The 24,108-nt window shown below is 34.5% G+C and carries 22 protein-coding genes and 1 rRNA gene; 10 read left to right on the top strand and 13 right to left on the bottom strand.

Translation table 11 applies throughout. The features are described 5' to 3' along the window. A 5S ribosomal RNA gene (gene rrf, locus J8281_RS11540) occupies positions 1-90 on the top strand; the annotation flags it as partial. 481 nt (positions 91-571) lie between these two features. Beyond that, the gene (locus J8281_RS11535) at positions 572-1,198 is read left to right on the top strand and encodes a hemolysin III family protein (protein WP_210197772.1); all 627 of its coding nucleotides are present in this window, start codon (positions 572-574) and stop codon (positions 1,196-1,198) included. Positions 1,199-1,420: 222 nt separating this feature from the next. Here J8281_RS11535 and J8281_RS11530 read toward each other — a convergent pair whose 3' ends face one another. From J8281_RS11530 to J8281_RS11520, 3 genes are read right to left on the bottom strand one after another with little or no spacing between them, the layout of a single operon-like run. Then, the gene (locus J8281_RS11530; protein ID WP_210197771.1) at positions 1,421-1,849 is read right to left on the bottom strand and encodes a DUF4268 domain-containing protein; all 429 of its coding nucleotides are present in this window, start codon (positions 1,847-1,849) and stop codon (positions 1,421-1,423) included. A gap of 2 nt (positions 1,850-1,851) precedes the next feature. After that, complete coding sequence (locus J8281_RS11525; RefSeq protein ID WP_371812605.1) at positions 1,852-2,529, bottom strand: ZIP family metal transporter; 678 nt, start codon at positions 2,527-2,529, stop codon at positions 1,852-1,854. Next, a complete protein-coding gene (locus J8281_RS11520; protein WP_371812604.1) occupies positions 2,529-3,242 on the bottom strand; it encodes a class I SAM-dependent methyltransferase in 714 nt (237 codons plus the stop codon). Before J8281_RS11520 ends, J8281_RS11525 begins: the two co-directional genes overlap by 1 nt. Before the next feature lie 89 nt (positions 3,243-3,331). Between J8281_RS11520 and J8281_RS11515 the strand changes: the two genes are divergently transcribed. From J8281_RS11515 to J8281_RS11505, 3 genes are all read left to right on the top strand, one after another. Further along, positions 3,332-4,480 carry a class I SAM-dependent RNA methyltransferase gene (locus J8281_RS11515; RefSeq protein WP_210197785.1) on the top strand — a complete coding sequence of 383 codons (1,149 nt, stop codon included), beginning with the start codon at positions 3,332-3,334 and terminating at the stop codon, positions 4,478-4,480. Between the two features lie 459 nt (positions 4,481-4,939). Next, the gene (locus tag J8281_RS11510) at positions 4,940-8,212 is read left to right on the top strand and encodes a glycosyl hydrolase (protein WP_210197769.1); all 3,273 of its coding nucleotides are present in this window, start codon (positions 4,940-4,942) and stop codon (positions 8,210-8,212) included. 77 nt (positions 8,213-8,289) lie between these two features. Continuing rightward, positions 8,290-9,144: a dienelactone hydrolase family protein gene (locus tag J8281_RS11505; RefSeq protein ID WP_210197768.1), complete on the top strand. Its 855-nt coding sequence runs from the start codon at positions 8,290-8,292 to the stop codon at positions 9,142-9,144. Positions 9,145-9,236: 92 nt separating this feature from the next. Here the strand turns inward: J8281_RS11505 and J8281_RS11500 are convergent, their stop codons facing one another. The 3 genes from J8281_RS11500 to rlmD all read right to left on the bottom strand — a co-directional run bounded on the left by J8281_RS11500 (position 9,237) and on the right by rlmD (position 12,085). Further along, positions 9,237-9,944 carry a DUF6048 family protein gene (locus tag J8281_RS11500; RefSeq protein WP_246849089.1) on the bottom strand — a complete coding sequence of 236 codons (708 nt, stop codon included), beginning with the start codon at positions 9,942-9,944 and terminating at the stop codon, positions 9,237-9,239. After that, positions 9,919-10,443: a DUF6452 family protein gene (locus tag J8281_RS11495; RefSeq protein WP_210197766.1), complete on the bottom strand. Its 525-nt coding sequence runs from the start codon at positions 10,441-10,443 to the stop codon at positions 9,919-9,921. The genes J8281_RS11500 and J8281_RS11495 overlap by 26 nt, the downstream gene beginning before the upstream one ends. A gap of 232 nt (positions 10,444-10,675) precedes the next feature. Continuing rightward, positions 10,676-12,085 carry a 23S rRNA (uracil(1939)-C(5))-methyltransferase RlmD gene (gene rlmD / locus J8281_RS11490; protein WP_210197765.1) on the bottom strand — a complete coding sequence of 470 codons (1,410 nt, stop codon included), beginning with the start codon at positions 12,083-12,085 and terminating at the stop codon, positions 10,676-10,678. Positions 12,086-12,392: 307 nt separating this feature from the next. On the opposite strand from rlmD, the gene rocD reads away from it, so the two are divergent. After that, positions 12,393-13,631 (top strand): ornithine--oxo-acid transaminase, encoded by a 1,239-nt coding sequence (rocD, locus tag J8281_RS11485; protein ID WP_210197764.1) that lies wholly within the window; start codon positions 12,393-12,395, stop codon positions 13,629-13,631. 203 nt (positions 13,632-13,834) lie between these two features. On the opposite strand, the gene J8281_RS11480 is transcribed toward rocD, so the two are convergent. Continuing rightward, positions 13,835-14,761, bottom strand: a complete 927-nt coding sequence (locus J8281_RS11480; RefSeq protein WP_210197763.1) for a Brp/Blh family beta-carotene 15,15'-dioxygenase — start codon at positions 14,759-14,761, stop codon at positions 13,835-13,837. A gap of 81 nt (positions 14,762-14,842) precedes the next feature. On the opposite strand from J8281_RS11480, the gene J8281_RS11475 reads away from it, so the two are divergent. Next, positions 14,843-15,580 (top strand): bacteriorhodopsin-like, encoded by a 738-nt coding sequence (locus tag J8281_RS11475; RefSeq protein ID WP_210197762.1) that lies wholly within the window; start codon positions 14,843-14,845, stop codon positions 15,578-15,580. A 54-nt stretch (positions 15,581-15,634) separates the two neighbouring features. Here the strand turns inward: J8281_RS11475 and J8281_RS11470 are convergent, their stop codons facing one another. Together J8281_RS11470 and J8281_RS11465 are read right to left on the bottom strand one after the other, a co-directional pair. Next, complete coding sequence (locus J8281_RS11470) at positions 15,635-15,958, bottom strand: CCC motif membrane protein (protein ID WP_210197761.1); 324 nt, start codon at positions 15,956-15,958, stop codon at positions 15,635-15,637. A 16-nt stretch (positions 15,959-15,974) separates the two neighbouring features. After that, positions 15,975-16,193 (bottom strand): DUF2752 domain-containing protein, encoded by a 219-nt coding sequence (locus J8281_RS11465; protein WP_371812608.1) that lies wholly within the window; start codon positions 16,191-16,193, stop codon positions 15,975-15,977. A 512-nt stretch (positions 16,194-16,705) separates the two neighbouring features. On the opposite strand from J8281_RS11465, the gene J8281_RS11460 reads away from it, so the two are divergent. Together J8281_RS11460 and J8281_RS11455 are read left to right on the top strand one after the other, a co-directional pair. Beyond that, the gene (locus tag J8281_RS11460; RefSeq protein ID WP_210197759.1) at positions 16,706-16,924 is read left to right on the top strand and encodes a hypothetical protein; all 219 of its coding nucleotides are present in this window, start codon (positions 16,706-16,708) and stop codon (positions 16,922-16,924) included. Beyond that, entirely contained in the window at positions 16,917-17,468 is a 552-nt protein-coding gene (locus J8281_RS11455; protein WP_210197758.1) for a Smr/MutS family protein, read from the top strand. Before J8281_RS11460 ends, J8281_RS11455 begins: the two co-directional genes overlap by 8 nt. A 4-nt stretch (positions 17,469-17,472) precedes the next feature. Here the strand turns inward: J8281_RS11455 and J8281_RS11450 are convergent, their stop codons facing one another. Next, positions 17,473-17,976, bottom strand: a complete 504-nt coding sequence (locus J8281_RS11450; protein ID WP_210197757.1) for a hypothetical protein — start codon at positions 17,974-17,976, stop codon at positions 17,473-17,475. Between the two features lie 89 nt (positions 17,977-18,065). Next, on the bottom strand, positions 18,066-18,986 hold the full coding sequence (locus tag J8281_RS11445) for a hypothetical protein (protein WP_210197756.1): 921 nt from the start codon (positions 18,984-18,986) through the stop codon (positions 18,066-18,068). 414 nt (positions 18,987-19,400) lie between these two features. Here J8281_RS11445 and J8281_RS11440 point away from each other — a divergent pair, with 414 nt between their 5' ends. Beyond that, the gene (locus J8281_RS11440) at positions 19,401-20,549 is read left to right on the top strand and encodes a cysteine desulfurase family protein (RefSeq protein ID WP_210197755.1); all 1,149 of its coding nucleotides are present in this window, start codon (positions 19,401-19,403) and stop codon (positions 20,547-20,549) included. A 6-nt stretch (positions 20,550-20,555) separates the two neighbouring features. Here J8281_RS11440 and J8281_RS11435 read toward each other — a convergent pair whose 3' ends face one another. Next, a complete protein-coding gene (locus J8281_RS11435; protein ID WP_210197754.1) occupies positions 20,556-23,180 on the bottom strand; it encodes a carboxypeptidase-like regulatory domain-containing protein in 2,625 nt (874 codons plus the stop codon). 123 nt (positions 23,181-23,303) lie between these two features. Then, entirely contained in the window at positions 23,304-24,047 is a 744-nt protein-coding gene (locus J8281_RS11430) for a GLPGLI family protein (RefSeq protein WP_210197753.1), read from the bottom strand. Positions 24,048-24,108: the final 61 nt, after the last annotated feature.

Below are 24,108 nucleotides of genomic sequence, written 5' to 3'. Positions count from 1 at the left end.
GGGCTCACCTCTTACCATTCCGAACAGAGTAGTTAAGCCCGTTAGCGCCAATGGTACTGCAATCCGTGGGAGAGTAGGTCACCGCCTTCCTTGAAAACCCTTCATACAACTATGAAGGGTTTTTTTATGGAGTATTATCAAAAGATAATTACACCCCAAAGCTTTGCTACAGAAAAATACTTTCAATCAGTTCATCAAGTAAAAAAATCATTTGATATCCGTTTTATGTAATAAGGACATTTTTTAGCGTCATTCCGAATTTATTTCGGAATCTCATCATGCTTATAAACCACAATTTATAATGAGAACCTGAAACAAGCCTGTGCTGAACTCGTTTCAGTATCCAGGTTGACGGTTATGGATTTAATCTTCATTACGGATATGCTAAAAAAATTATCAACCAGAGTTTGATTGTTATTCCATTGATTTTTAGGAATGGCTACGATTGAGTTTTCTTTTTTGTATAAACAAAAAATAACTGCTTTTTATTTGATCAATTTTAAAGTAGAACTGGTATCATATATCAATTTCTTGATGCTAATTTTATAGATTTGTCTTTTCAAAACAGCAGATGCAATCACAAACACCAATAGAAGAACGATGGAATTGGATTACTCATGGTCTAGGACTCGTTCTTTCGATTATAGGATTGTTTATTTTGTTGTCTAAAAATTCTCAACTTACACAATATAGTACGCTATCCATATATATGTATAGTTTTTCTTTAATGATGCTTTATTTTGCCTCAACGGCTTATCATTATATCTCAAATGTAAAGCTTAAAAGGAAATTTAGAATATGGGACCATATAAGTATCTACTTTCTAATAGCAGGAACATATACTCCGGTTAGTTTAGTCACATTAATCCATGGAAAAGGATGGTTGCTATTTTTTACAGTCTGGGCCATTGCAGGTATTGGTACATTGCTCAAGTTATTTTTTACAGGAAAATACGAGTTTATATCATTACTTTTATATGTACTAATGGGGTGGTTGATTGTTCTTGATCTTCATAACCTAAAGGATAAAGTTGGATCGGAGGGAACTTTAATGTTGTTATATGGTGGTGCAGCTTATACCTTCGGAATCTTGTTTTATGTAATGAAAAGACTAAAATTTCATCATGCTATCTGGCACGTGTTTGTTCTCGCAGGAAGTATTTTTCATTATGTTTTTATTTTAAACTATGTAATTTAACCTGGACCATATTTCAGAAGGTCGTCATGAGGTTTAAAAATATACGACAAAGCATTGCTTTAGGCAAGATATAGCGTTGGAAGAGTGTTTTCTAAGTTTCAGAATAACAATTTACCCCAGCGAAGTGGAAGGGCTACGTTGACACATAAAAATATAACGTAGTGTTTGGTTTTACAGCAGTTTTAACCATAACATATTTTCTAATACATAAAACAGGTTTGATTAATCGTCGATATAGTCTCGATATTCCAGAAAAAAAGTTTCCAGTTTCATCATCTTTTCATTCAAGAAATTTTTGACCTTTTTCCAGGTATCCCTATTATGTATACTCACACCAGACAATTCTACATAAAGTCTTGAAATAATTTTTCCATTCTCAAGTTCATAGTTGTGATCGTAAATGATAGCAGGAAGATATTCTGAAAGTAAAATACTTTTTAAACTCACGAATTTTTCGAAGTAATAATCTTTTAGTACTTCATCATAAGGTTCAATATCTATTGAAACTTGAGCTTTTTTAGTTGTAAAAGTAAATTTAAGCGCTACATGCTTAATTTTTGTATGATATAATACCCATTTGCGAGGATATTCTTTTCCAAAAGATGTCCAAAATTCTTGTCGTATTCGTTTTGATTCTGCTTTGCTGAACATGTTTAAATCAGATATGCCATGATAGTTGCCAGCAGAACAACCATAAGTTTAGTTATATTAAACTTATGTCCGGCATCACTTTCAAATAGAATAGTGGTAGAGACATGCAAAAATATGCCTATAACCAACGCGGTAATTTCTTTATAATAGTTCTGCATCACCGTAAAATGTTCAGAAAGAAATGTTCCTAAAGGTGTCATCAAAGCAAAAACCATCAAAAGAAGGAGTATCAATTTTCTCGAAATCTTAGTATTTAGTAAAAAGGTAGTAAGTATCATGGCTATCGGTATTTTGTGTACGATAATACCTAGCATAATACCATCGGCATGATGTATGGGGAACCCTTCTAAGATAGCATGAATACCTAAACTTATAAAAAGAAGTTTCGGAATTCTACTCGTGTTTTTATCTAAATGAATATGACCATGTTCGGCACCCTTAGAAAAATACTCTAATACTTTTTGAAGTAAAATACCTACCATTATCCATACACCTATTCGTTTAGGAGCATGGGTATCCTCAAAAACTTCAGGAAGCAAATTAAAAATTGTGATAGCCAAAAGAAAAGCTCCGCTAAACGCTAGTAGTAGTGTAAGGTTTTTTTGGTTTGAAGGCTTGAAAAGAAACACGATTAACGAGCCCAAAAATACCGCAGATATAGAAAGAATGTAGTTTTGCACTATTTAAAAATTAGTATCAAACGTTGCGACTTTTGTGCGTCGAATTTTTGTAATTGATAATCACCAAAAATAGTTATTAATTGTACATTAGCCTTTTTAAAAAGATCTTTAAAATCACTTAAACTAATAGCTTTTACACGTTCTATAAAGAAATAGTCCTCATTTTGATCAGTAAATCTGATTTCTTTAAAAATGTAGCCATCTTCTACATATCGATGAATCTGAAAATCTATTCCCTCTATACTTTTGGTTTCTGTAGGAACAAGATGACCAGTTACATAGTTTACATTCATAAAGTCGATAACGCCAAAGCCCTGTGCCTTAAGATTAGCCTTAATAGCTTTTATAGTCTCTAGATTGTCTTCGTCTTTATCAAAATATCCAAAACTTGTAAATAAATTAAAAACCGCTGAAAATTTTTCGGGATAAGGGGTGCACATGTTGTGTACTCTAAACTTCAATGTTTTGTTTTCAAACTGAGAAGCATACTTAATACTTTTTTCCGACAGGTCAACCCCTGTAACATCATAACCCAATTGATTAAGGTAAATGCTATGGCGACCTCTCCCACAAGCTAGGTCTAATATTGTATTCCCTTTTTCAAGATGTAAATGGTTTGTAAGGTTATCCATGAATTTACCTGCTTCCACATGGTTTCTATCTTTGTATAATATATGATAGTAAGGTGTGTCAAACCAAGATGCGTACCACATTGATGAATCTTTTAGCATAGGGCGCAAAATTAATGTATTTTTGCGGTTTAATGATATTGAATGTGAAGATAGTGGGTAATTCTTTTAAAATGGTGGCTAAGACACTTTTTGGTTTTGAGGAAATTCTAGCCAATGAGCTAAGGCAATTGGGAGCTCAAAAAGTTGTAATTGGCAATAGGATGGTAAGTTTTTATGGCGATACAGGATTTATGTATAAGGCTAATCTTTGTCTTAGAACTGCAATAAAAATTTTGAAACCCATTACATCTAGAAAGGTTCGCAATGTGCAGGATGTGTATGAGTTTATTCAAAGTATTCGGTGGGAGTCTTATTTAGATGTCGACGATACTTTTGCTATTTATGCTACAGTAAATTCTACCCAGTTTACACATTCAAAATTCATAGCTTTAAAAGCAAAAGATGCAATTGTAGACAAGTTTAGGAAAGAAAAGGGGAGACGGCCTAACGTTGATTTAGACCATCCAGATTTATCTATAGATATTCATATTCAACGAGATATGTGTACAGTATCATTAGATAGTTCTGGTGGGTCTTTACACCATAGAGGATATCGTACCGCTACTAATATTGCTCCTATCAACGAAGTTTTAGCTGCTGGACTATTGCTTCTTTCCGGTTGGGATGGTCAATGCGACTTTTTGGATCCGATGTGCGGTAGTGGAACTATGACTATCGAGGCTGCTATGATCGCCTGCAATATCCCGGCAAATTTAAACAGGAAAGAATTTGCTTTCGAAAAATGGTTAGATTGGGATTTAGAACTGTTTGAAAAGATAGAAGAAGCCTGTTTACATAAAACGAGGGATTTTCATCATTCTATACTTGGGATGGACAAAGCTCCTTCTGCCATTCGAAAAGCTCAAAAAAATATTGAAAATGCTAATCTTACTGACTTTATAAAAATAAAAGAAGGTGATTTTTTTAGATCGGTTAAAGAAGTTGAAGGACCTCTTCATATGGTATTTAACCCTCCCTATGATGAACGATTAGAGATTGATATTGAAAAGTTTTATGCGCAGGTAGGCGACACTTTGAAACAAAATTACCCAGGCACTCATGCCTGGTTTATTACCGGCAATCTTGAAGCACTAAAGTACGTTGGACTTCGGCCATCGCGAAAAATCAAAGTATTTAATGGCAAGCTTGAAGGCAGGTTTGTCAAATACGAAATGTATTCAGGAAGTAAAAAGGCAAAGTTTCAAACTAAGGACAAATAGTTTCACTTCATCTATCGCTACAATCAAAATCTTAACTTTTTTCATTCAGCCTTAGTATTAATAATAAATAAGGCTTCGACTCTTTTATTTTCCTTATAAATATTACTGTTTCTAATTGATCATAGATTGGGATATCACTAAAAGGTGCAAAAAATAAGACTATAGTTTATGCTTTTCTTAAGAAAAAAATCATCCAAATTGCTATATTTTCAGTAAAAAAATATAGTGAACTTGTTTAAACTTTAGAGGTTAGTAGATACTTACGTATTAGTGATAAGTATAGTATATTGACAATCAATAATTTGAATTAAAAAACTAACTGTTCGTTTTAGTGATGTAGGTTTCGACACCGCTCAACCAGACAGACAGTAAAATTTAGGTGCATTAATGTCACAGGTAACTACTTCTGACTTCTAAAGTTTTAAATGAGTTCATGATTAATCAATCATCTGGATTTATATGAAAACAAAATTTACACAAGCTTTGTTCGTCACATTTTTATTGATTTTTACCTATACTGTTACCGGACAAAGATCTAAGACAAAACAAGTCTTTCATTCAAAACTATCTGATTCGGTGTTTTCTGGATTAAAACTTAGGAATATTGGTCCGGCGTTTATGTCGGGTCGAATTGCTGATGTTGCCATACATCCAAAAAATGAAAATATCTGGTACGTAGCTGTGGGTTCTGGTGGGGTTTGGAAAACTGTAAATGCTGGAACCACCTGGACTCCCGTTTTTGATGACCAAACTTCATATTCTATAGGATGCGTCACGATAGATCCTAGTCATACTAGTACTATCTGGGTAGGAACCGGTGAAAATGTAGGAGGAAGACACGTGGGATATGGAGATGGTATTTATCGTAGTGATGATGCTGGTGCAACATGGAAAAATATGGGATTAAAGAGATCTGAACATATTTCGAAGATCATCGTACATCCTGAAAATAGTAACATTATTTGGGTAGCAGTACAAGGACCCTTATGGAAAAAAGGAGGAGAACGTGGTCTTTACAAGTCTGTAGACGGTGGTACTACCTGGAACAAGACACTTGGCGATGATCAATGGGTTGGTGTTACAGATATAGTGATAGATCCCAGAAATCCGGATAGACTCTATGCGGCAACCTGGCAACGTCATAGAACGGTAGCGGCTTATATGGGAGGAGGGCCAGGATCGGGACTACACCGAAGCACAGATGGAGGAGAAACCTGGGAACAGCTTAAAAACGGTCTCCCAAAATCTTGGATGGGTAAGATAGGATTGGCTATTTCTCCACAAAAACCGGATATTTTATACGCAGCTATAGAACTCGATCGAAGAACAGGAGGTGTTTATCGTTCTGAAGATAGAGGTACGACCTGGAAAAAACAATCTGATGCTGTAGCAGGAGCTACCGGACCTCATTATTATCAGGAACTGTATGCTTCTCCACATCATTTTGAAAGATTATACCTGGTAGATGTTCGTATGCAGATTTCAGAAGATGGAGGTAAAACTTTTAAAAGGATGCATAGTGAACATAAGCATAGCGATAATCACGCTATAGCATTCAAGAAAAGTGATCCAAATTATTTGCTCGTGGGAACCGATGGGGGGTTGTATGAGACTTTTGATCTTACCAAAAATTGGAGGTTTATAGATAATCTTCCGGTAACTCAGTTTTATAAATTAGCAGTAGACGATGCAGCACCTTTTTATAATATCTACGGAGGGACTCAGGATAATAGTACCCAAAGAGGGCCTTCTCGCACCGATAATGTGCATGGTATACAAAATTCTGACTGGGAAATTATTTTAAATTGGGACGGACATCAACCCGCTACAGAACCGGGAAACCCCAATATTGTATATGCAGAACGACAAGAGGGTAATCTCTCTAGGGTAGATTTAACCACTGGTGAAGTAACTGATATTCAACCACAACCTAAGGCCAATGAGAATTTCGAACGTTTTAATTGGGATGCTCCCATAGTAGTAAGTGCACATGATCCAAAAAGAATTTATTTTGCTTCTCAGCGTTTGTGGAGATCTGATAATCGAGGAGATAAATGGACTGCTATTTCAGGAGATTTGACCAAAAATCAGGAACGTATCGAATTAGAAATTATGGATAACAAACAATCCTGGGATGCACCGTGGGATTTTTTGGCCATGTCAAATTATAATACGATTACTTCGATAGCCGAATCACCAAAACAAGATGGCATTTTATATATTGGTACAGATGACGGACGTATTCAAATGACTGAAGATGGTGGTACAAATTGGCGTAAAATTGAAGTTGCAAGTTTACCAGGAGTTCCTGCAACGGCATTTGTAAATGATATTAAAGCAGATCTTTTCGATGCAAATACAGTGTATGTGGCTCTTGATAATCATAAATATGGTGATTTTAACCCTTATTTACTCAAAAGCACTGATAAAGGTCGTACCTGGAAATCTATTACCGGAAATATACCAAAGAACACATTAGTTTGGCGCATGGTTCAGGATCATGAACAACCTAATCTTTTATTTACTGCTACAGAATTTGGACTGTATTTTACCGTAGACGGAGGAAAAAAATGGGTAAAGTTAACAGGAGGTATACCCACAATTTCATTTCGTGATTTGGCAATTCAGCGAAGAGAAAATGATTTGATAGGAGCTTCTTTTGGAAGAGGGTTTTTTGTATTTGACGACTATGCCGCTTTGCGTAGTATTTCTGAAGCGAAATTAGAAGAAGAAGCAGTTTTATTTCCCACCCGTGATGCGTGGTGGTATCTCCCAAGACCAAGTTTAAGTTTCGGAGACAAAAAAGGGAGTCAGGGCGCGTCACATTATGTAGCAGATAATCCAGAATTTGGAGCTGTTTTTACTTATTATCTGAAGGATGGATTAAAGAGTAAGAAAGAAATACGACAAGAAAGCGAGAAAAAGAATAAGGGACAAGATATTACGTTTCCGGGATGGGATGCTGTAGAGACAGAACGCGTAGCCTCTAATCCAAAGATCATCCTTTCTATTGCTGATACAAATGGAAAAATCGTAAGAAGAATCGAAGGACCTATTAAAAGTGGTTTTCATCGTATTGCTTGGGATTTACGTTATCCGGCTCCAGATGCACTCACCCTAAAAACACAGGAGAATCCTTTTGGTTCACCTGCGGGCTTATTGGCAATTCCAGGAAAATATACTGCAACATTATCTAAAATTGTTGACGGAAAGGTAACACCGCTATCAAGTCCGGTTTCCTTCACAGTTAAGCGTATGAAAGAGGGAGCTTTACAAGGAGCAACTCCAGAAGAAGCCGCAGTTTTTTGGAGAAGTTTCGAAGATATAACCAGCAAGGTTTCTACTTTAAATATTCAGTTAAATACACTAGATAAGCGAATTAGAACTATGAAAAAGGCAGTATTAAGAGCAAATGAAGCCCCGGGAGACCTAGATAGTCGTCTTAATCGTTTAGAGAAAAAAATTACAGAGCTTACTAAAGAATATTATGGTAATCCTTCAAAACAACAAGTAGGTGAGAAGACCAAACCCACCATTGGTGATCGTATGTTCGCAATATACAGGGGTATTCAATGGTCAACTTATGGCCCAACAAATACGCACCTCGAAACTATGCAAATTATAACGACAAAATTAGCAGAGATAAATAAAACATATACGGCGCTCAAAAATGAAACAGATCAATTATCGAAGGATTTGCAAAAAGCAGGAGCACCATATGTAGAAGAGTAATGCACTTTTGATGGTTGTATTTGAAATGCTTAATTTTAGATACAATGCGAACACATTAATCACCAAAATTAATTTTTATGACATCTATTTTGAAATATATTGTAATTCTTACTTTCGTTTCGGTGTTGATAGGATGCAAAAACAAAACTTCTTCAGAAGCCGAAGAAAGTAGCAAAAGTAAACTAGAAGATAATGCTGAATTACCTGTTTCGATCGCAACTGAAGAGGTTCGTTATACTACGGATTCATTATCGATGAAAGGATATTTGGCCTACAATGAAAATGCAAAAGAAAAGAGCCCGGGAATAATTGTGGTTCACGAGTGGTGGGGACACAACGACTATGTACGAAAGAGAGCAGATATGCTTGCAGAAATGGGTTATGTAGCCTTGGCTATCGATATGTATGGTGATGGTAAATTAGCGAAGCATCCTGATGATGCAGGTAAATTTGCGATGAATGTAATGGGGAATATTGAATCTGCCAAAGAACGCTTTACTGCGGCTTTAGAATTACTTAAATCTCAAAAATTTGTCGATGCAGATAAAATTGCCGCCATTGGCTATTGTTTTGGGGGTAGCGTAGCACTTACGATGGCTAATTCTGGTATGGATTTGGATGCGGTTGCAGCATTTCATAGTGGAGTACAGTTACCAATAATGCCAACTTCTGATATTAAGGCCCGTATATTGATTTGTAATGGTGCCGAAGATCCATTTGTTCCTGAAGCCACTGTAGCTACCTATAAAAAAGCGATGGATAGTGTGAATGCACACTACAAATACATTGCTTATGAGAATACTACTCATTCGTTTACAAGCAAAGTTGCAGATTCGATAGGGAAAAAGTTTGATCTTCCGTTAGCTTATAATAAAGAAGCAGATCAAAAATCATGGAAAGAACTAGAGCTATTATTAGAAGAAGTATTCTAAGACAATGTGCACAGCCTCATATTGTTAAAATTTGAGGTGGTAAAGCTAAATCAACATAAAATATTTGTATAATTTTATGTTGATTTAGCCTATTATTTTCTCTTCTTATAAAAGGGAATTAAATAACTTATTGAGTATCCATAACCAACACCTATAGAACTAAAATCGTTGGTTCTTCCAAATCCCGGTATGAATAAATTGTCGAAACCATCGGGAATTTTTTCATTAACTTTACTACGTAAAGAAACGCTGGCTCCAAGATATATATTTTTGAATAGTTCGGCTTTTATGCCTAAAATAAATTCAATCCAGCTTGCATTTAAACCTTCAACAGTAACAGGTTCGGTAGTAGTGTTCTCTCCAAAATAATTAGTTCCTGTAAAGATAGTGTAGTCATTTAATGTTTGATCGAATGTAGAAAAGCCATACCGAAGCCCTACGAAAATACTGTTTTGCATTCCGTACCAATTGCTATAGGTGTTAAAATCGAAACCCGCTCTGAAATAATTTCCCGATCCTTCGACGTTAATATTTTCTTCGTCTCTAGTTAAAGATTCGTTACCTATTTCGACAGCGGCATAAAATTTTCGATATACCCTGTAATCTGCGACGACCTCAAATCCGGAATATTTATCATCTACCGAAGAACGAATGATTCTCCCAAGATCTACACCGGCTCTAAGTCCGTATTTCTCTCCGGGTGGTAATGTGTCTTGCGGAAGTATTTTTTCTCGCTCTTCTTCCTGCCCACTCATGATACCCGTAAGTAAAATACTAATGAAAAATAAGTATATGCGCATCTGTTTCATCTAAAATATCTCTTCTTCGTATTGAAATTTCACGAATCCAATCACCCGCTGTACCAGGATCTTCATCTGAGAATGTTAAACCATCATACACCACTCTAAATCCGCAGGCACTACTTACATATTCTTCTACAGGTGTATATTGAAAACTGATACGATCAGTATTGGGTGGCAAGTCACTAGCCGCGTTATTTGTTGTATCAGAATTGATGGTAAACTCGAATGCCGTACTACTACTATTGGTTCGAAGAGGAATAAAAATAGAATCTCGAACGGTTCCAATATCTATAAAACTATCGATTCCTACAGCTCTTACTTGCAACTCTGATGGTGCTTTTATTTCTGTTTTCGTATCAAAATCAAAAAATTTGACGATTAATAATGGAGTCGTTGGGGTTCCTTCTGCACAAATATCATCGCGTTCGCAACTACAAATGCCAAGTAGCAGTATTGCGAAGCACAAAAGGGTGAGAAAGGTGGTGTATAGTTTCATACGTTTAAATCTTTTTAATTGTTTGGAAACGAAATAATTAAAAAATTGAGAACGTATGTAAGCGCTACGCTCTCACATTAAAAACTTTAAACATTCCCTTTTGTGAAGTAATTTTTAAAATTTATTAATGCTCGTTTCATATGTTTATTTTATTGTTTTTAATGGTCAGATGGAATCGCCACTTAATCATATCGGTGGGTATCATCATTATTGTTATAGCTTATTTCATAGGTTATCTTTTTTCGAGTAATACCACGTTTTCAACATGATATGTTTGCGGGAACATATCCACGGGTTGAATTTTTGTGACTTTATACATATCATCTAATAACGCCAAATCACGTGCCTGTGTTGCACTGTTACAACTTACATATACAATTTTTGGAGCAGAAATATGAAGTAATTGAGTGATAACATCTTTATGCATACCATCCCGTGGAGGATCAGTAATAATTACATCAGGTTGACCATGCTCTTGAATAAAATGTTTACTAAATACTTTTTTCATATCACCTGCAAAAAAAGAAACGTTATGGATATGATTATTTTTTGCATTTTCTCTGGCATCTTCTATAGCTTCGGGAACCGCTTCAACCCCGATAACCTTTTTAGCTTTTTTAGCGACAAATTGTGCTATGGTTCCAGTTCCTGTATATAAATCATAAACCAGTTCATTGCCGGTAAGTCCTGCAAAATTTCGGGTCACTTTGTAAAGTTCGTACGCCTGGTTAGAATTGGTTTGATAAAAAGATTTAGCGTTAATTTTAAATCTTAGCCCTTCCATCTCTTCCTCAATATGGTCTTTTCCGCGATAGCATACTACGTCTTGATCATAAATCGTATCATTTCCTTTGGAATTTACAACATATTGCAGTGATGTAATTTCAGGAAATTCTGAAGCAATATACTCAAGCAATAGCTCCCTTTTTTCTTGATGCTCATAAAAAAATTGTACTAGTACCATGATCTCACCGGTAGAAGCAATGCGAATCATTAATGTTCTTAAAAATCCTTCTTGTTTTCTGGCATTGTAGAAAGGTAGTTCGTTTTGAGTAGCAAAATTTCTAATTTTGTTTCTAATAGTATTACTTGGATCTTCTTGTAGATAGCAGGTATCGATATCTAGAATTTTATCCCACATTCCGGGAATATGAAACCCCAAAGCATTTCTGTCTTCAATTGGATCTGCACCTTGAATTTCATCTATTGTAAGCCATCGGCTATCGCTAAATGAAAATTCCATTTTGTTTCTATAAAAGAATTGCTTTTTTGATTTCAAAATAGGGGATACTTCTGGCAACTCGATTTTACCCAGCCTGGTTAAATTATTTACAACTTCGTTTTGCTTATACGTTAATTGATGTTCATACGCCATAAACTGCCATTTGCATCCTCCACAAGTACCAAAGTGTTTACAGATAGGATCAATTCGTTTATCAGATAACTGATGAAATTGTATTGCAGTGCCTTCATAATAAGCTTTACGCTTTTTAGTAGTTTGTATATCGGTCACATCGCCGGGCACAGCATTATGCACCAGAATAATTTTCCCATCGGGAGCTTTGGCAATACTTTTACCTTTAGCCCCAGCATCCAGTATTTCTATATCCTTGAAAATTTGTCTTCGATTTTTTCTTGCCATGGGGCAAAAATAGAATAATTGAATGTATAAGCTTTCATTCGATAGAAAAAAGATTTCAATTGCTTATCGACTGATGATTATTTTCAACGAACGCATTGTGGGCTTGCATCGAGGTAGTTTACTTTCTAATGAATACAGTGTAATTTTTAGCGATCCCGTGTGAAATACAATTATATATTACCAAAGATTTAGTAATTTTGAGGTCTCTTTTAGGGATGATTTCTCTCCCACGCTGAATTTTCGAGACGTATCGAAAAGATAAAGGTACAGCAGGAATGGTTATTTTATCAATTTAAAGTATTTAAAAATGGCTGTTTTAGACCAATTAACTTCTCAAGAAGCAATCGATTTAGAAAACAAATATGGCGCTCATAATTATCATCCGTTACCTGTGGTGCTAAGCAAGGGAGAAGGAGTGTATGTATGGGATGTCGAAGGAAAGAAGTATTATGATTTTTTAAGTGCATATTCTGCTGTAAACCAAGGACATTGTCATCCAAAAATAGTGGAAGCATTAACCGATCAGGCTTCAAAATTAACATTAACTTCAAGAGCATTTTATAATGATGTATTAGGTGCTTACGAAAAGTTTATAACATCATACTTTGGATATGATAGGGTTTTGCCGATGAATACAGGTGTAGAAGGAGGTGAAACCGCTGTAAAACTTACCAGAAAATGGGCTTATGAAGTTAAAGGTGTTCCAGAAAATAAAGCTAAAATACTATTTGTAGAAGGTAATTTTTGGGGTAGAACGTTAGGCGCAATTTCTTCATCTACAGATCCTTCAAGTACTAAAGGTTTTGGCCCTTTTATGCCAGGATATGAAATTATACCGTATAATGACTTGAACGCTCTTGCTACTGCTCTTAAAGATCCTAATGTGGCGGGCTTTATGGTTGAGCCCATACAAGGTGAGGCAGGTGTGAATGTTCCAGACGAAAATTACTTATATGATGCGTATCAATTATGTAAAGAAGCCAATGTTTTATTTATAGCAGATGAGGTGCAAACCGGTATAGCAAGAACAGGAAAACTCGTTTGCTGTGATCATAGTGGATTTAAGCCAGACATCCTGATTTTGGGTAAAGCACTTTCTGGTGGCGTATTCCCGGTTTCAGCGGTTTTAGCGAGAGATGAAATAATGCTTACCATAAAACCAGGGGAGCATGGTTCTACTTTTGGCGGAAACCCTCTAGGTTGTAAGGTTGCTATGGCAGCATTAGAAGTCGTTAGAGATGAAAATCTTGCCGAAAATGCGCATGAACTTGGAGAACTGTTTAGATCTGAATTGAACAGCTATATAGAGAATTCTACTATTGTCACCTTGGTACGAGGTAAAGGACTTTTAAATGCAATTGTAATTAATGATACTGAAGATAGCGAAACTGCCTGGAATATATGCATGAAATTAAAGGAAAATGGTCTTCTAGCCAAACCAACACATGGTAATATCATCCGGTTTGCACCCCCTTTGGTAATGAATGAAGAGCAATTGTTAGACTGTGTAGCGATTATAACAACAACATTGAAACAATTTGAATAATCTTTTAGAAGTTAGTAGCTAATTACCTATGCTAAGATGCCATTTTGGTGCTACTTTCTATCTGAGCGCAGTCGAAATCTATTTTACAAAAGACGAAAAGTTCTTGACTGCGCTAGAATAGCTGTTGAATTACTGAAGATTAACTATAACAATTGAGCATTATCGGTATGTATCTATAGATCTCTGTACGCTTTTTTACACGATCATTTTGTATTAAATCTCGACATCACCCATACGTGGGGAAATGTTATAGAAGCAATCAATGTGAAGAATATTGACAAAAATAAACGATCTTGCTGATGAAAAAGAAAATAAAGTAATGATAACCCAATTAGAGATAGTATCCAATAGATAAAAGAAGATTTAAAATACTTAATAAAATTTTCTTTTTTGTAATTTCCATAAAGATAATATACCTGGTCTGTGAGAGATGGGATACTATGCCAAAAGATGAAGTAGATAGCAAAAGCCCATAACAACGATGCGGTATTAAAAACTATAAAAAAGAGAAATATATAGAAAAACTCTTCAAAAATATTCGTTTTTAACTTTTTGGCAATGTATGCTTTTATAATTGATATACAGAACAGAATTAAAAAAACGACTAAAAATATAAAAAAGGAATATTCATCCACATATATTCCTGTTATATTTTTGATAACGGCAGCTACTTCGTTAGCATTACTGTAAAATAAAATAAACAAGATTAATAAACCATACCATACATAAGTTAAAGAATTAACTTTATGATGTCCTTTAATTTTTGAAGCCCAATGTTGTTCTCCAAAATGATAAGCACTAAAGAGTATAAATAAAATAAGTGCTATGGCAGGCAAAAAGTAAAAGAGTGCTACGCTAAGAGAAATTACAACTAGATAAGCGATCAAGGTTCTTAGAAAATTAAGTGATATTCGAGAGTTAAAAACTTTCTTACTCTCAGTTGATTTTGAAGCTTTCCCAATTAACTTTATATCGTTAGCACCGTGTAATATGCCCAAGGACAAAATTAAAAAGTAAGCAATAAAGTTTTCTATTTCATTTTCAAAATATACCGCAAACCATAAAGAAAAGAAAGTTGCCAATACGATAAAGCTTTTCAAATTGTTAATAAATGACACGCTATTTTTCATAATGTTTAATAAATTTATCATAAAGTTAAACATTTTTTGTTTATTGTTTATTAAATTTGATTAAACAAAATTATAAATGTTATGAAAAATTTTTTACTGACAATTGCTGCAACCCCTGAAATTGCTACAGACGATTATGTAGGTTTCACATTTTTTGTAGGTTGTATGGCTATGATGGCCGCTTCTGTATTTTTTTTCTTCTCAATGAATAGTTTCGATAAAAAATGGAGAACATCAATTCTTATTTCTGGATTAATTACATTTATTGCTGCCGTACATTATTGGTACATGCGTGACTATTGGTATGCAAATGGTAGTTCTCCCACGTTTTTTAGATATGTCGATTGGATACTTACTGTCCCGTTAATGTGTGTTGAATTTTTCCTTATTTTGAAAGTTGCCGGTGCGAAAAAATCGTTGATGTGGCGTTTAATTGTTTTATCTGTCATCATGTTAGTGACAGGTTATTTTGGCGAAGCAGTATATAGAGATCAAGCCTGGTTATGGGGTCTTATCTCTGGAATCGCTTACTTTATCATTGTTTATGACATCTGGCTCGGAAAAGCGAAAAAACTGGCAGAAGAAGCAGGTGGAGCCGTTCTTACCGCTCATAAAACATTATGTTGGTTCGTATTAGTAGGATGGGCTATATACCCGATAGGATATATGGCAGGAACTCCAGGCTGGTATGATGGAATTTTTGATGGTCTTGCTATGGATGTGGTGTATAATATTGGAGACGCCGTTAATAAAATCGGTTTCGGTTTAGTAGTATATAATTTAGCTGTTACGGCTTCCCAAAAGTCGGTTAGCGCTTAGTTTTAGTTAGAAAAAAACCTGCTTCAAAGCAGGTTTTTTTCTATTACTATAGTTTTATGCGCCTGCAGATCTTCTAAATTCTTCGATCATTTCTTGATATCCTTCAAATCCTACGGTTGCAAATATAAAAATCACATAGATCAAATAAACAATACTTAATACTAAACCTATAATGGCTAATATTCTACCTGTTTTTACGTTATTATGTCCCTCATATAATTCGGGATTTTCTGTATATAAAGCAGTTGCTTTTTTAGCAAGAACAATAGCTACAATAGCAAAAATGATCCCTAAAATACCATAGCAACAACATCCTAATATAGATAGTATACCAAAAACTAGAATTAGGGTTGAATTGGGTAATGTTTGTTTTTCCATAATTAATTTTAATTGATTAGTTAAAAATAAATTTCATTTTAATCATATAGCCAATGATAATTGTAAGCACACATACAACGATAAGGCTAGTTTTGATTATAAACTCATGCTTGAATTTTATAAAAGTGTTACACCCCAAAAATAAGAGCAATACTATAATAGGGTATATTGCAGGATACATAAAAAAAGCTTGTTGAAATTCTCCTTGAAACAAAAGTGAAATTGACCTTTGCATGCCACAACCTAGACAATCTACGCCAAAAATTTTCTTGTTTACACAAGGAAGCATGTACTTTTCCAAAAGAAACTTTTATTGATTAGTATTTGCAATATACATAATAAAGTTATTTTTTTTGTTAAGAGTCGAAAAATCTGGCATTAGAAAAATTTAGCATGTTTCATGTATTAACCTGAGTTCGATCAGTATTTTGTTGAATAGTATTCCTTGACTTTGTCTGCCTAGTCAAGCGGAGTTGAGACCTAAGTAATGTACTTAGAAATAACCTTTTAATCTCTCTAGAAACGCCATAAATAAATCTTAGTTTTTGAAAATCTATAAGTTAACTATCAAATTTATATGACAAGAAAATCTATTACAGCAGATTTGGTATTAGAAAACACTTCCAAGGTTACGTCTCGTCAAAAGCAATGCTTTGTGGTGTGTTTTCAGATCTCATAAAGAAATTTTACTACATAAACAGGGATAAGTAGAGTTTAATTCAATTCGTTTGATATTTTTGTACTATTATGGATTTTAATATACTTAAGAAGGTTGCAAGTCTACTTTTAGTCGTTTCAGGTAGTATTGCTCTTATTTTTGAAATAGCTTCAACAACCAAAAACTATTACTTACAAAGTTTAGGAATAGTAGCACTAATGTTGGGTTTGTATCTCGTGAATTCGAAGTTAACTTCTACTTCAGAAAAAGAAGCTTCAAGAAATCCTAAACATGATAGCAATGATTAAAAAAGGAGATCTTGTATCAGTCGTAGATGAACCTATTTCAGGTAAGGTTATCGCGGTACATGCCAATGAAGTTACTATACTAACCGATGATGGTTTTGAGGTTGTTTTTTTGACTACAGAGCTTGTTAAGATTGGAGCTGACGAAATGCTCATGCCTTCTTTTGAAGAGGTTCAAAAAAGTGTTCATGAAAAAGAAATTTTTCGAAAAAAGCCCAAAAGAGCGGCTGTTAAACCTAAAGAACGACACCTTCCTCCCATGGAAGTGGATTTGCACATTCACAAATTGGTTGCATCTACAAAAGGAATGACAAATCATGAGATGGTTACATTGCAAGTAGACACTGCACAAAGACGATTAGAATTTGCTATCGATAAACGAATCCCGAAGATTGTATTTATTCATGGTGTAGGGCAAGGGGTGCTTAAAGAGGAACTTGCTTATTTATTCAGGCGATATGATAATGTGCGTATAAGCGATGCTGATTATAAGAAGTACGGCATGGGCGCCATGGAGGTGTATATCATTCAAAATCCAAAGCCGTAGTAGTTTATGGTGTAGGTAAAGTATAAGATCCCAGTTCAAAAAGCTCTTGTCGTATTTCTACATCTGTACCCAAAAAAGTAACATTAGAAAAAACCACGCTTCTGGTGGTAACATTATTTTCTGTAGTATAGGAGATAGTAGCAGTTCCGTTTGTACTAATCAATTCTCTAATAACACGTATATTTCCAGGTGGTATACTTGAACAAAAGTAAGCTTCGGCATCAATCGAATTATCAAATTGCCGATATATGAGATTATTAGTAGTATTAAGTTCTAGTGTTTGGTTCGCATTATCTTCTGGCGGATTGTCCAGATCAAAGTTAGTACTTGCAAAGTTTAAAGAAATAGTTTCATTTCCGTCGGTACTTACCTTAAAAATAACAAAATTGGTATCAATAGCGCAGTCTTCTAAAGTCGCTTCAAAATTAATATCGTCTTCTATAATATCTCCCTCGCTACAACTGGTCATCCAAAGAAGTAAGAGTATATATACAAATTTATCGTTCATTTGTTTTTTGTATTGCATATTCATTTTGAATAGAATTCGCTATTAAGAATCTTTAGTTGCTATTTACATGATTTGTATAGCACGCCTCATCATTCTTCATTTGAAATAATTAAATTTCTAGTTTGTTGAATATCTATAAAGCCAAAAGAGAAATTGTTATCATCAAAGTTTTCATTATTACCATCAAAAGTAATATTAGTAACATCAACTGTGGTTCGATAGGTTGAAAGTACCGTTGTATTATCAATATCAATTGTTGCATTTTCATTACTTTCAGAGGTATCAGGATCCAGGTAATTAAATAAATTATCTTCTGCAGCGTCAGTATTATCATTTCTAGGATTACCATCGTTGTCCAGATCTTCATTAATTGTTGGCGTACCGTCGTTATCATCATCTTCGTCCAAATAGTCTGGAATTCCGTCTCCATCTGTGTCGAGAAGATTACCGTTTTCCAAAAAATCGCTACCCAATTCTACACTGGTAAGCACATTGTCATTATCATCATCCTGATCTTTATAGTTGGGGATCCCATCGCCATCGGTATCATCGTCATCCAAATTGCCGTTACCGTTTAAATCTTCCTCTTCTGCCAGAATACCATCTTGATCATCTTCTACTGCAATACGTACATTTATTTCTGCAATTCCCGAAACGGCTCTCAATTCTTCGGTCACTATGATATCGCTAGGCGGAATGTTAGAACAGTAATAGTCATTTGTGATTGAAGTATTAAGCTGTCTATAGATCAAAGTTCCGGCATTTTCGCTCAAATCTATAACGATAGGTGTTTCGGTTACAATAGTATCGTTATAAACATCGTTTATAAAATTGAAGGATATGGCTTCGTTATTGGCAGCATTAATTTTGAAGAAAACAAATTCATTCTCCAATGCTCCATCACAAACTTCTAAAGTGGCATCTTCGAATTCAAAACTTGTAATAATAATGTCACCGTCATCACAACCAACAAGGGTTGCAAAAAAAAGAATCAGCCATAAGTGTTTCACGAGATTGTATTTAATACTGTTTAAGATTACTATTCGATTAGTTTTTTACCTTTTCTTAAAGACGCTACATCTAAGAGAAAGTTGCTAGATCATATGTTTTTATTAATGGACAAAAATAACCGAATTGAAAGATTATAACGCATAGCACTTACAATAATTTTGTTAAGAAGCGTAAAATGAGAATAAAAATTACGAATATTGCAAAGATTATGAAGTTTAAACCGGTTCGTTTATTGGCACTGCCCAAAAGGTATACTACCCCGAGGATTGCCTCGAAATTGAAAAATTGTTTCCAACGAATGCCTCGTGGGCTTGCCCCAAGGTAGTTTACTACTTCTTAAGATCTACGCTATTTCAAATGCAAATTTATAGCGTGTAAAATTTATCACTTGTAGAATTAAATGTTTGTGTGCTATGCAAAAGGTATATTTTGATAATGCCGCTACGACCAGTGTTCGACCTGAAGTAATTACCAGAATGATATCGGTTCTTGAAGAAGATTTTGGAAACCCATCTTCTATCCATGGCTATGGTCGTTCTGCAAAAAATCATATAGAACAAACCCGAAAAAATATTGCTAACTATTTAGGAGTAAAAGCTTCAGAAATCATATTTACTTCAGGAGGGACAGAAGCAGATAATCTGGTACTTCACAGTGCTGTGCGAGATTTGGGAGTACAACATATCATTACTTCAAAAATAGAGCATCATGCGGTACTGCATACGGTGCAAGAGATCGAAGCTAATAACGGAATAAAAGTAAGTTATGTCAATATACATCAAGACGGTGGTATTGATTATGATCATTTGAAATCGTTACTAAGTACCTCAACTGAAAAGGTTTTGGTAAGTTTAATGCATGTCAACAATGAAATCGGAACAATTTTAGATATTCGTCGCGTAGGGAGTTTATGCAAAGACTACGATGCGCTTTTTCATAGTGATATGGTACAATCGATTGGTCATTTAGAGGTAAACCTTGCCGAGCTTCACGTAGACTTTACCGCCGTTAGTGCACATAAGTTTCACGGTCCAAAAGGAGTGGGCTTTGCCTATATTCGTAAAAATTCTGGTCTTAAGCCGCTAATTTATGGTGGCGAGCAAGAACGTGGCTATAGGGCAGGAACAGAAAGTGTTCATAACATAGTGGGTATGGATGAAGCGTTACGATTAGCATATGAGCATCTTGCCGAGGAACAACAATACGTTGCAGCTATAAAACGCTATTTTGTAGCGCAGTTACAGACTCAAATTGAAGGCGTAACATTTAATGCGAATGGATGTGATCCTACTCATTGTACATATACTTTGATCAATGTTTGTCTTCCTATCCCAGAGGATAAAGCCGGTATTTTGTTATTTCATTTAGACATTAATGGTATTGCATGTTCTAAAGGAAGTGCATGCCAAAGTGGAAGCAGTAAAGGATCGCATGTGCTTACCGAAATTCTTTGTGACGAAGATTTAAAGAAACCCTCTGTTCGATTTTCCTTTTCAAAATATAATACGAAAGAAGAAGTTGATTATGTGATAAGGGTTTTGAAGGAGTTTATAGAGAATTGATTTTTATTACTTAACAAGATATCGAACCCCTAAAACCAAAAAACCTTCTATCGTGTCACTGATTCTGCTTTCTGTATAATTTATTGCATTAAAGTTTTCGGTGATTTCTGCATTATTAATATTTAATATATTATTGCCTTCTAATGTGATTTCCCAATGATCGTTTGCTGAAAATTGAAGTCCTGGCCTAATATCCAATATTTCGGTGCGGTCAATATCTGTTTCATAAATTGCATATTCACCTCCTAGTTTCCAGGTTAGTTTTTGGCTAAATAAAGAACCATTCACGTAAAAATAGGGTTTAAGGGACGAAGATTTGGTTTCGATATTGTTTACGGTAGTATTGTAGTTAAGTACATCATAAGACAATCCAGTAGTAAAATTAATCCCCTTTCTAAAATTAGTATAAATTCCCGATAGCAAACTAAGTCTTGAGGTTTTGGATATATTATGCTGTGAATTAATTTGATTTTCTTCTTCTATAAATGACCAAGTAGGATTAGCAAAAATAGAAAGGTTTAGTTTATTTATTGCATATTTGATTCTTGAACCTAAGGTAACTCGGTTTCGATTTTTGCCTATTATATTTTGAAAATTGATAACGCTATTTTCCAGAAACGTATTCATGGTTAAAAACCGCGGCGCAAAATTATAATTACCAAATAACAGAAAATTTGATCCCGATTTTGAATGAATATAAAAATAATTGGCTCGTATAGAATGTGAAGGTAGTATTTCGTCATTATCGATAGTACTGGACAATTGCTGTCTAAAATAATCCTTGACTATAGTATTCCTGTTAAGGGCTTTGCTGCCGGGTATTTGATAATCATATGCATACTCGAAACCTAGATTTTGTGATACATTCAAACGATAATCAATAGTGAAAGACGGCAAAAAAAAGTATCGATCAAAAGTTTGGTCAAATCTATTGAATGATACATATCTATATTGTGTTTTGGCGCTATAATAAAACTTACTAGATACATTGCCTTTGTATTGCATGCCAAAATAACTATCGGTGTGATCGGTTTCTATGTTATTGGCAAAAGTATCATTGTTTTCGAGAGTATTGGTGAACGTATCTTTTGAAAAAAATATTCCTTGATGAAACTCTAGTTTTGAGTTTTCGTATTTTGTAGAAGTTTGCAACTCGTACCCATAAACTCTTGACTCTTGATTCTGAAATTGAAAAACATCAAAAGTATTTTCAAGATTAAGATTTAAAAAAGGTTCATTCGATTGGATGTCGACATTGTTTTTCGAATTTTGCGTCTCTACTACACCAGACCAGGTTAATATCGTTTTTGGTCTAATTTTTTGCGTAATTGATAATTTTTGGTTGATAGTATGTCCTTTATTTGTAATATTCTGCAAAAAGCTGTTTGATCTCTGTCGAGACCTGTTATCAACAAAATATTCATCATCAGAATTCTGAGGATTATATGAAATTATGTAATTAACAAAACTTTTTTTATTGGGTTGATACCCTAATTCTAGCAGCGTAGTATTTAGAAAAAAAGTACTTTCTATTACTCTGGATTCTTGTTGTTGCGCATTGGGATTTTCAAAGAAGTTTCTAGTTAACAAAAATCGCTGGGATTGATTTGTATTGCTAGTTACGTTTAGAAACGAGATTTTCAGTTTTTTATATGGCTTGTAAACAAAACTCAAAGCTCCAAAAGTATTTTCTCTCTGTGATACATCTAGAGTTGGATCAAAAAACTTTGGTATTTGTTCGTTTTGTGGCTGTGTTGGCAAATTATTAATATGTAAATCATCTGATTCCCGGGTCTGTACAAGTCGTGAATATTCGTATGAGGTAAGAGACTGCTTACCTAAATTATTCCAGTCGCCGATAAAACCTAATTTGAGTTTGCCTCCCAATCGATATAGATTTGAATGTGTAGATGCTTTGCTCGCGATACCGCCTTCAACCCGTACATCTCCTGTTATTCTATTTTTGTATTCGTCTTTGATCGTGACATCCAGAGCCCGTATTAGGTTGTTGTCGAACCCTTCTAGATTTCCAAAATCGTTATATTTATCTAGATAGCGTATACCTTCTATCATTTTTGAAGTGATGCTTTCTGAGGTGGTACGATGTTGTTTTTTAAACAACTCTTCGCCATCAATTAAAAGTTTTTGCACCATTTTTCCATTGACCACAATTTGTCCTCCAGGTGTTATTTCTACACCGGGTAGTTTTTCCAGTATGTTACTTAGGTTTTTTTCGGTACCGTTGGTTAACTTTTTAAGATTGTAAGTTATAGTATCCTGTTGTATTTTCATCACCTTAGGGGTATATTCTAAAAATACTTCTCCTAATGTTTCTGTTTTTTCTGTAAGAATAAAATTTTTATCCAAAATATTAGGTGTATTGTTGATTTCAATAGTATCAATTACACTCTCATATTCAATATGGGTAATTTTTATTGTATAATTTCCTGTGTTTTTTAATTCTAGCGTGTATTCTCCATGAGTATTACTAATAGTATAGGTAATAAACTTACCATTATTAAGATTTACCTGGATAGTTGCCAAAGCAATGGGTTGTGAGTTTGTAGAGTTGGTAATTTTTCCGGTAACTGTATATTGACACCAAGATTGCATTGCGATTAGTGAAAGCATACAAGTTAATAGAACTCTTAGCATGTAATTAAGTTAGCAGTTTCAAAAATAACTAGACTTTTTATACGCGTATAAAAAGTCTAGTTATTTAATGGAGCCTTATTTCTAATTTAAAACAAAATTTTAGTTTTTACCTCCTGAAATTCTTACAACGGTACCATCTGGTCTAGTAATTGTTCTTGGCTTTAGCATATTTGCCATATAGGCTTCAAACTTTTCAGGGTTCATAATATTCCCTTCGGGTTCAGCGATTGCGATATTTTCATTTTTTTCTTTAACAGATGTGGCAACATAGAAAAATTTATCTCCAGATTGTAGTTGCACTATTAATCCGGGTAATCCCCAAAACCTACTTGGCCCATCATTTATTGGGATTTGGTCGGTGTACCATGCTACTAATTTTTCGCCACTCTCTTTATATGCTGTGGCTTGACGACAAGTATAGCCTGATATTATTTGGGTTTCTTTTGTTATTTTCCAACCATATGAGGTTAATTGCTCTTTTTTAATCGGATTTATTTCCCCAAATTTAGAGAATATCTCTCCGTAGTTGGTATATAATAACTTCTCTTTATGATTCTTGTAAGCACTGGTGTTAACAATCCTGGTCGTAGAGATTTTTTGATCACTACTATTTTTGTTGTCTTGCTTTACGATAGGGGTATCATCAATAGCACCATACCAAGAAATACCATTATTGTAAAGTAATACGTGGTCTGGAGTTTTTTGATCATCTTTCCATTTTGCCACAGCTTCTTCAAGGTTGCCATCTACATTTTTAGAAAACTTTTTGTAATTTATGGTGTAGGTTTGTGACCATCCAATATATTGGATTATTAATGCTAGTATTATAACTATTTTCTTCATAATTTAATTTATAAACTTTTGATTTAGAATATAATAGTAACAGAACAATAGATTCATTTTA

The sequence above is a fragment of the Aquimarina sp. U1-2 genome (genome assembly GCF_017897595.1).
Taxonomy (GTDB): Bacteria; Bacteroidota; Bacteroidia; order Flavobacteriales; family Flavobacteriaceae; genus Aquimarina.
This window is presented reverse-complemented; position numbering and strand designations above follow the sequence as displayed.

Coding starts and splice junctions, on each gene's coding strand:
- J8281_RS11535 (WP_210197772.1), top strand. CDS start 572: ATGCAATCACAAACACCAATAGAAGAACGATGGAATTGGATTACTCAT.
- J8281_RS11530 (WP_210197771.1), bottom strand. CDS start 1,849: ATGTTCAGCAAAGCAGAATCAAAACGAATACGACAAGAATTTTGGACA.
- J8281_RS11520 (WP_371812604.1), bottom strand. CDS start 3,242: ATGTGGTACGCATCTTGGTTTGACACACCTTACTATCATATATTATAC.
- J8281_RS11515 (WP_210197785.1), top strand. CDS start 3,332: ATGGTGGCTAAGACACTTTTTGGTTTTGAGGAAATTCTAGCCAATGAG.
- J8281_RS11510 (WP_210197769.1), top strand. CDS start 4,940: ATGAAAACAAAATTTACACAAGCTTTGTTCGTCACATTTTTATTGATT.
- J8281_RS11505 (WP_210197768.1), top strand. CDS start 8,290: ATGACATCTATTTTGAAATATATTGTAATTCTTACTTTCGTTTCGGTG.
- J8281_RS11500 (WP_246849089.1), bottom strand. CDS start 9,944: ATGCGCATATACTTATTTTTCATTAGTATTTTACTTACGGGTATCATG.
- J8281_RS11495 (WP_210197766.1), bottom strand. CDS start 10,443: ATGAAACTATACACCACCTTTCTCACCCTTTTGTGCTTCGCAATACTG.
- rlmD (WP_210197765.1), bottom strand. CDS start 12,085: ATGGCAAGAAAAAATCGAAGACAAATTTTCAAGGATATAGAAATACTG.
- rocD (WP_210197764.1), top strand. CDS start 12,393: ATGGCTGTTTTAGACCAATTAACTTCTCAAGAAGCAATCGATTTAGAA.
- J8281_RS11480 (WP_210197763.1), bottom strand. CDS start 14,761: ATGAAAAATAGCGTGTCATTTATTAACAATTTGAAAAGCTTTATCGTA.
- J8281_RS11475 (WP_210197762.1), top strand. CDS start 14,843: ATGAAAAATTTTTTACTGACAATTGCTGCAACCCCTGAAATTGCTACA.
- J8281_RS11470 (WP_210197761.1), bottom strand. CDS start 15,958: ATGGAAAAACAAACATTACCCAATTCAACCCTAATTCTAGTTTTTGGT.
- J8281_RS11465 (WP_371812608.1), bottom strand. CDS start 16,193: ATGCAAAGGTCAATTTCACTTTTGTTTCAAGGAGAATTTCAACAAGCT.
- J8281_RS11460 (WP_210197759.1), top strand. CDS start 16,706: ATGGATTTTAATATACTTAAGAAGGTTGCAAGTCTACTTTTAGTCGTT.
- J8281_RS11455 (WP_210197758.1), top strand. CDS start 16,917: ATGATTAAAAAAGGAGATCTTGTATCAGTCGTAGATGAACCTATTTCA.
- J8281_RS11450 (WP_210197757.1), bottom strand. CDS start 17,976: ATGAACGATAAATTTGTATATATACTCTTACTTCTTTGGATGACCAGT.
- J8281_RS11440 (WP_210197755.1), top strand. CDS start 19,401: ATGCAAAAGGTATATTTTGATAATGCCGCTACGACCAGTGTTCGACCT.
- J8281_RS11435 (WP_210197754.1), bottom strand. CDS start 23,180: ATGCTTTCACTAATCGCAATGCAATCTTGGTGTCAATATACAGTTACC.
- J8281_RS11430 (WP_210197753.1), bottom strand. CDS start 24,047: ATGAAGAAAATAGTTATAATACTAGCATTAATAATCCAATATATTGGA.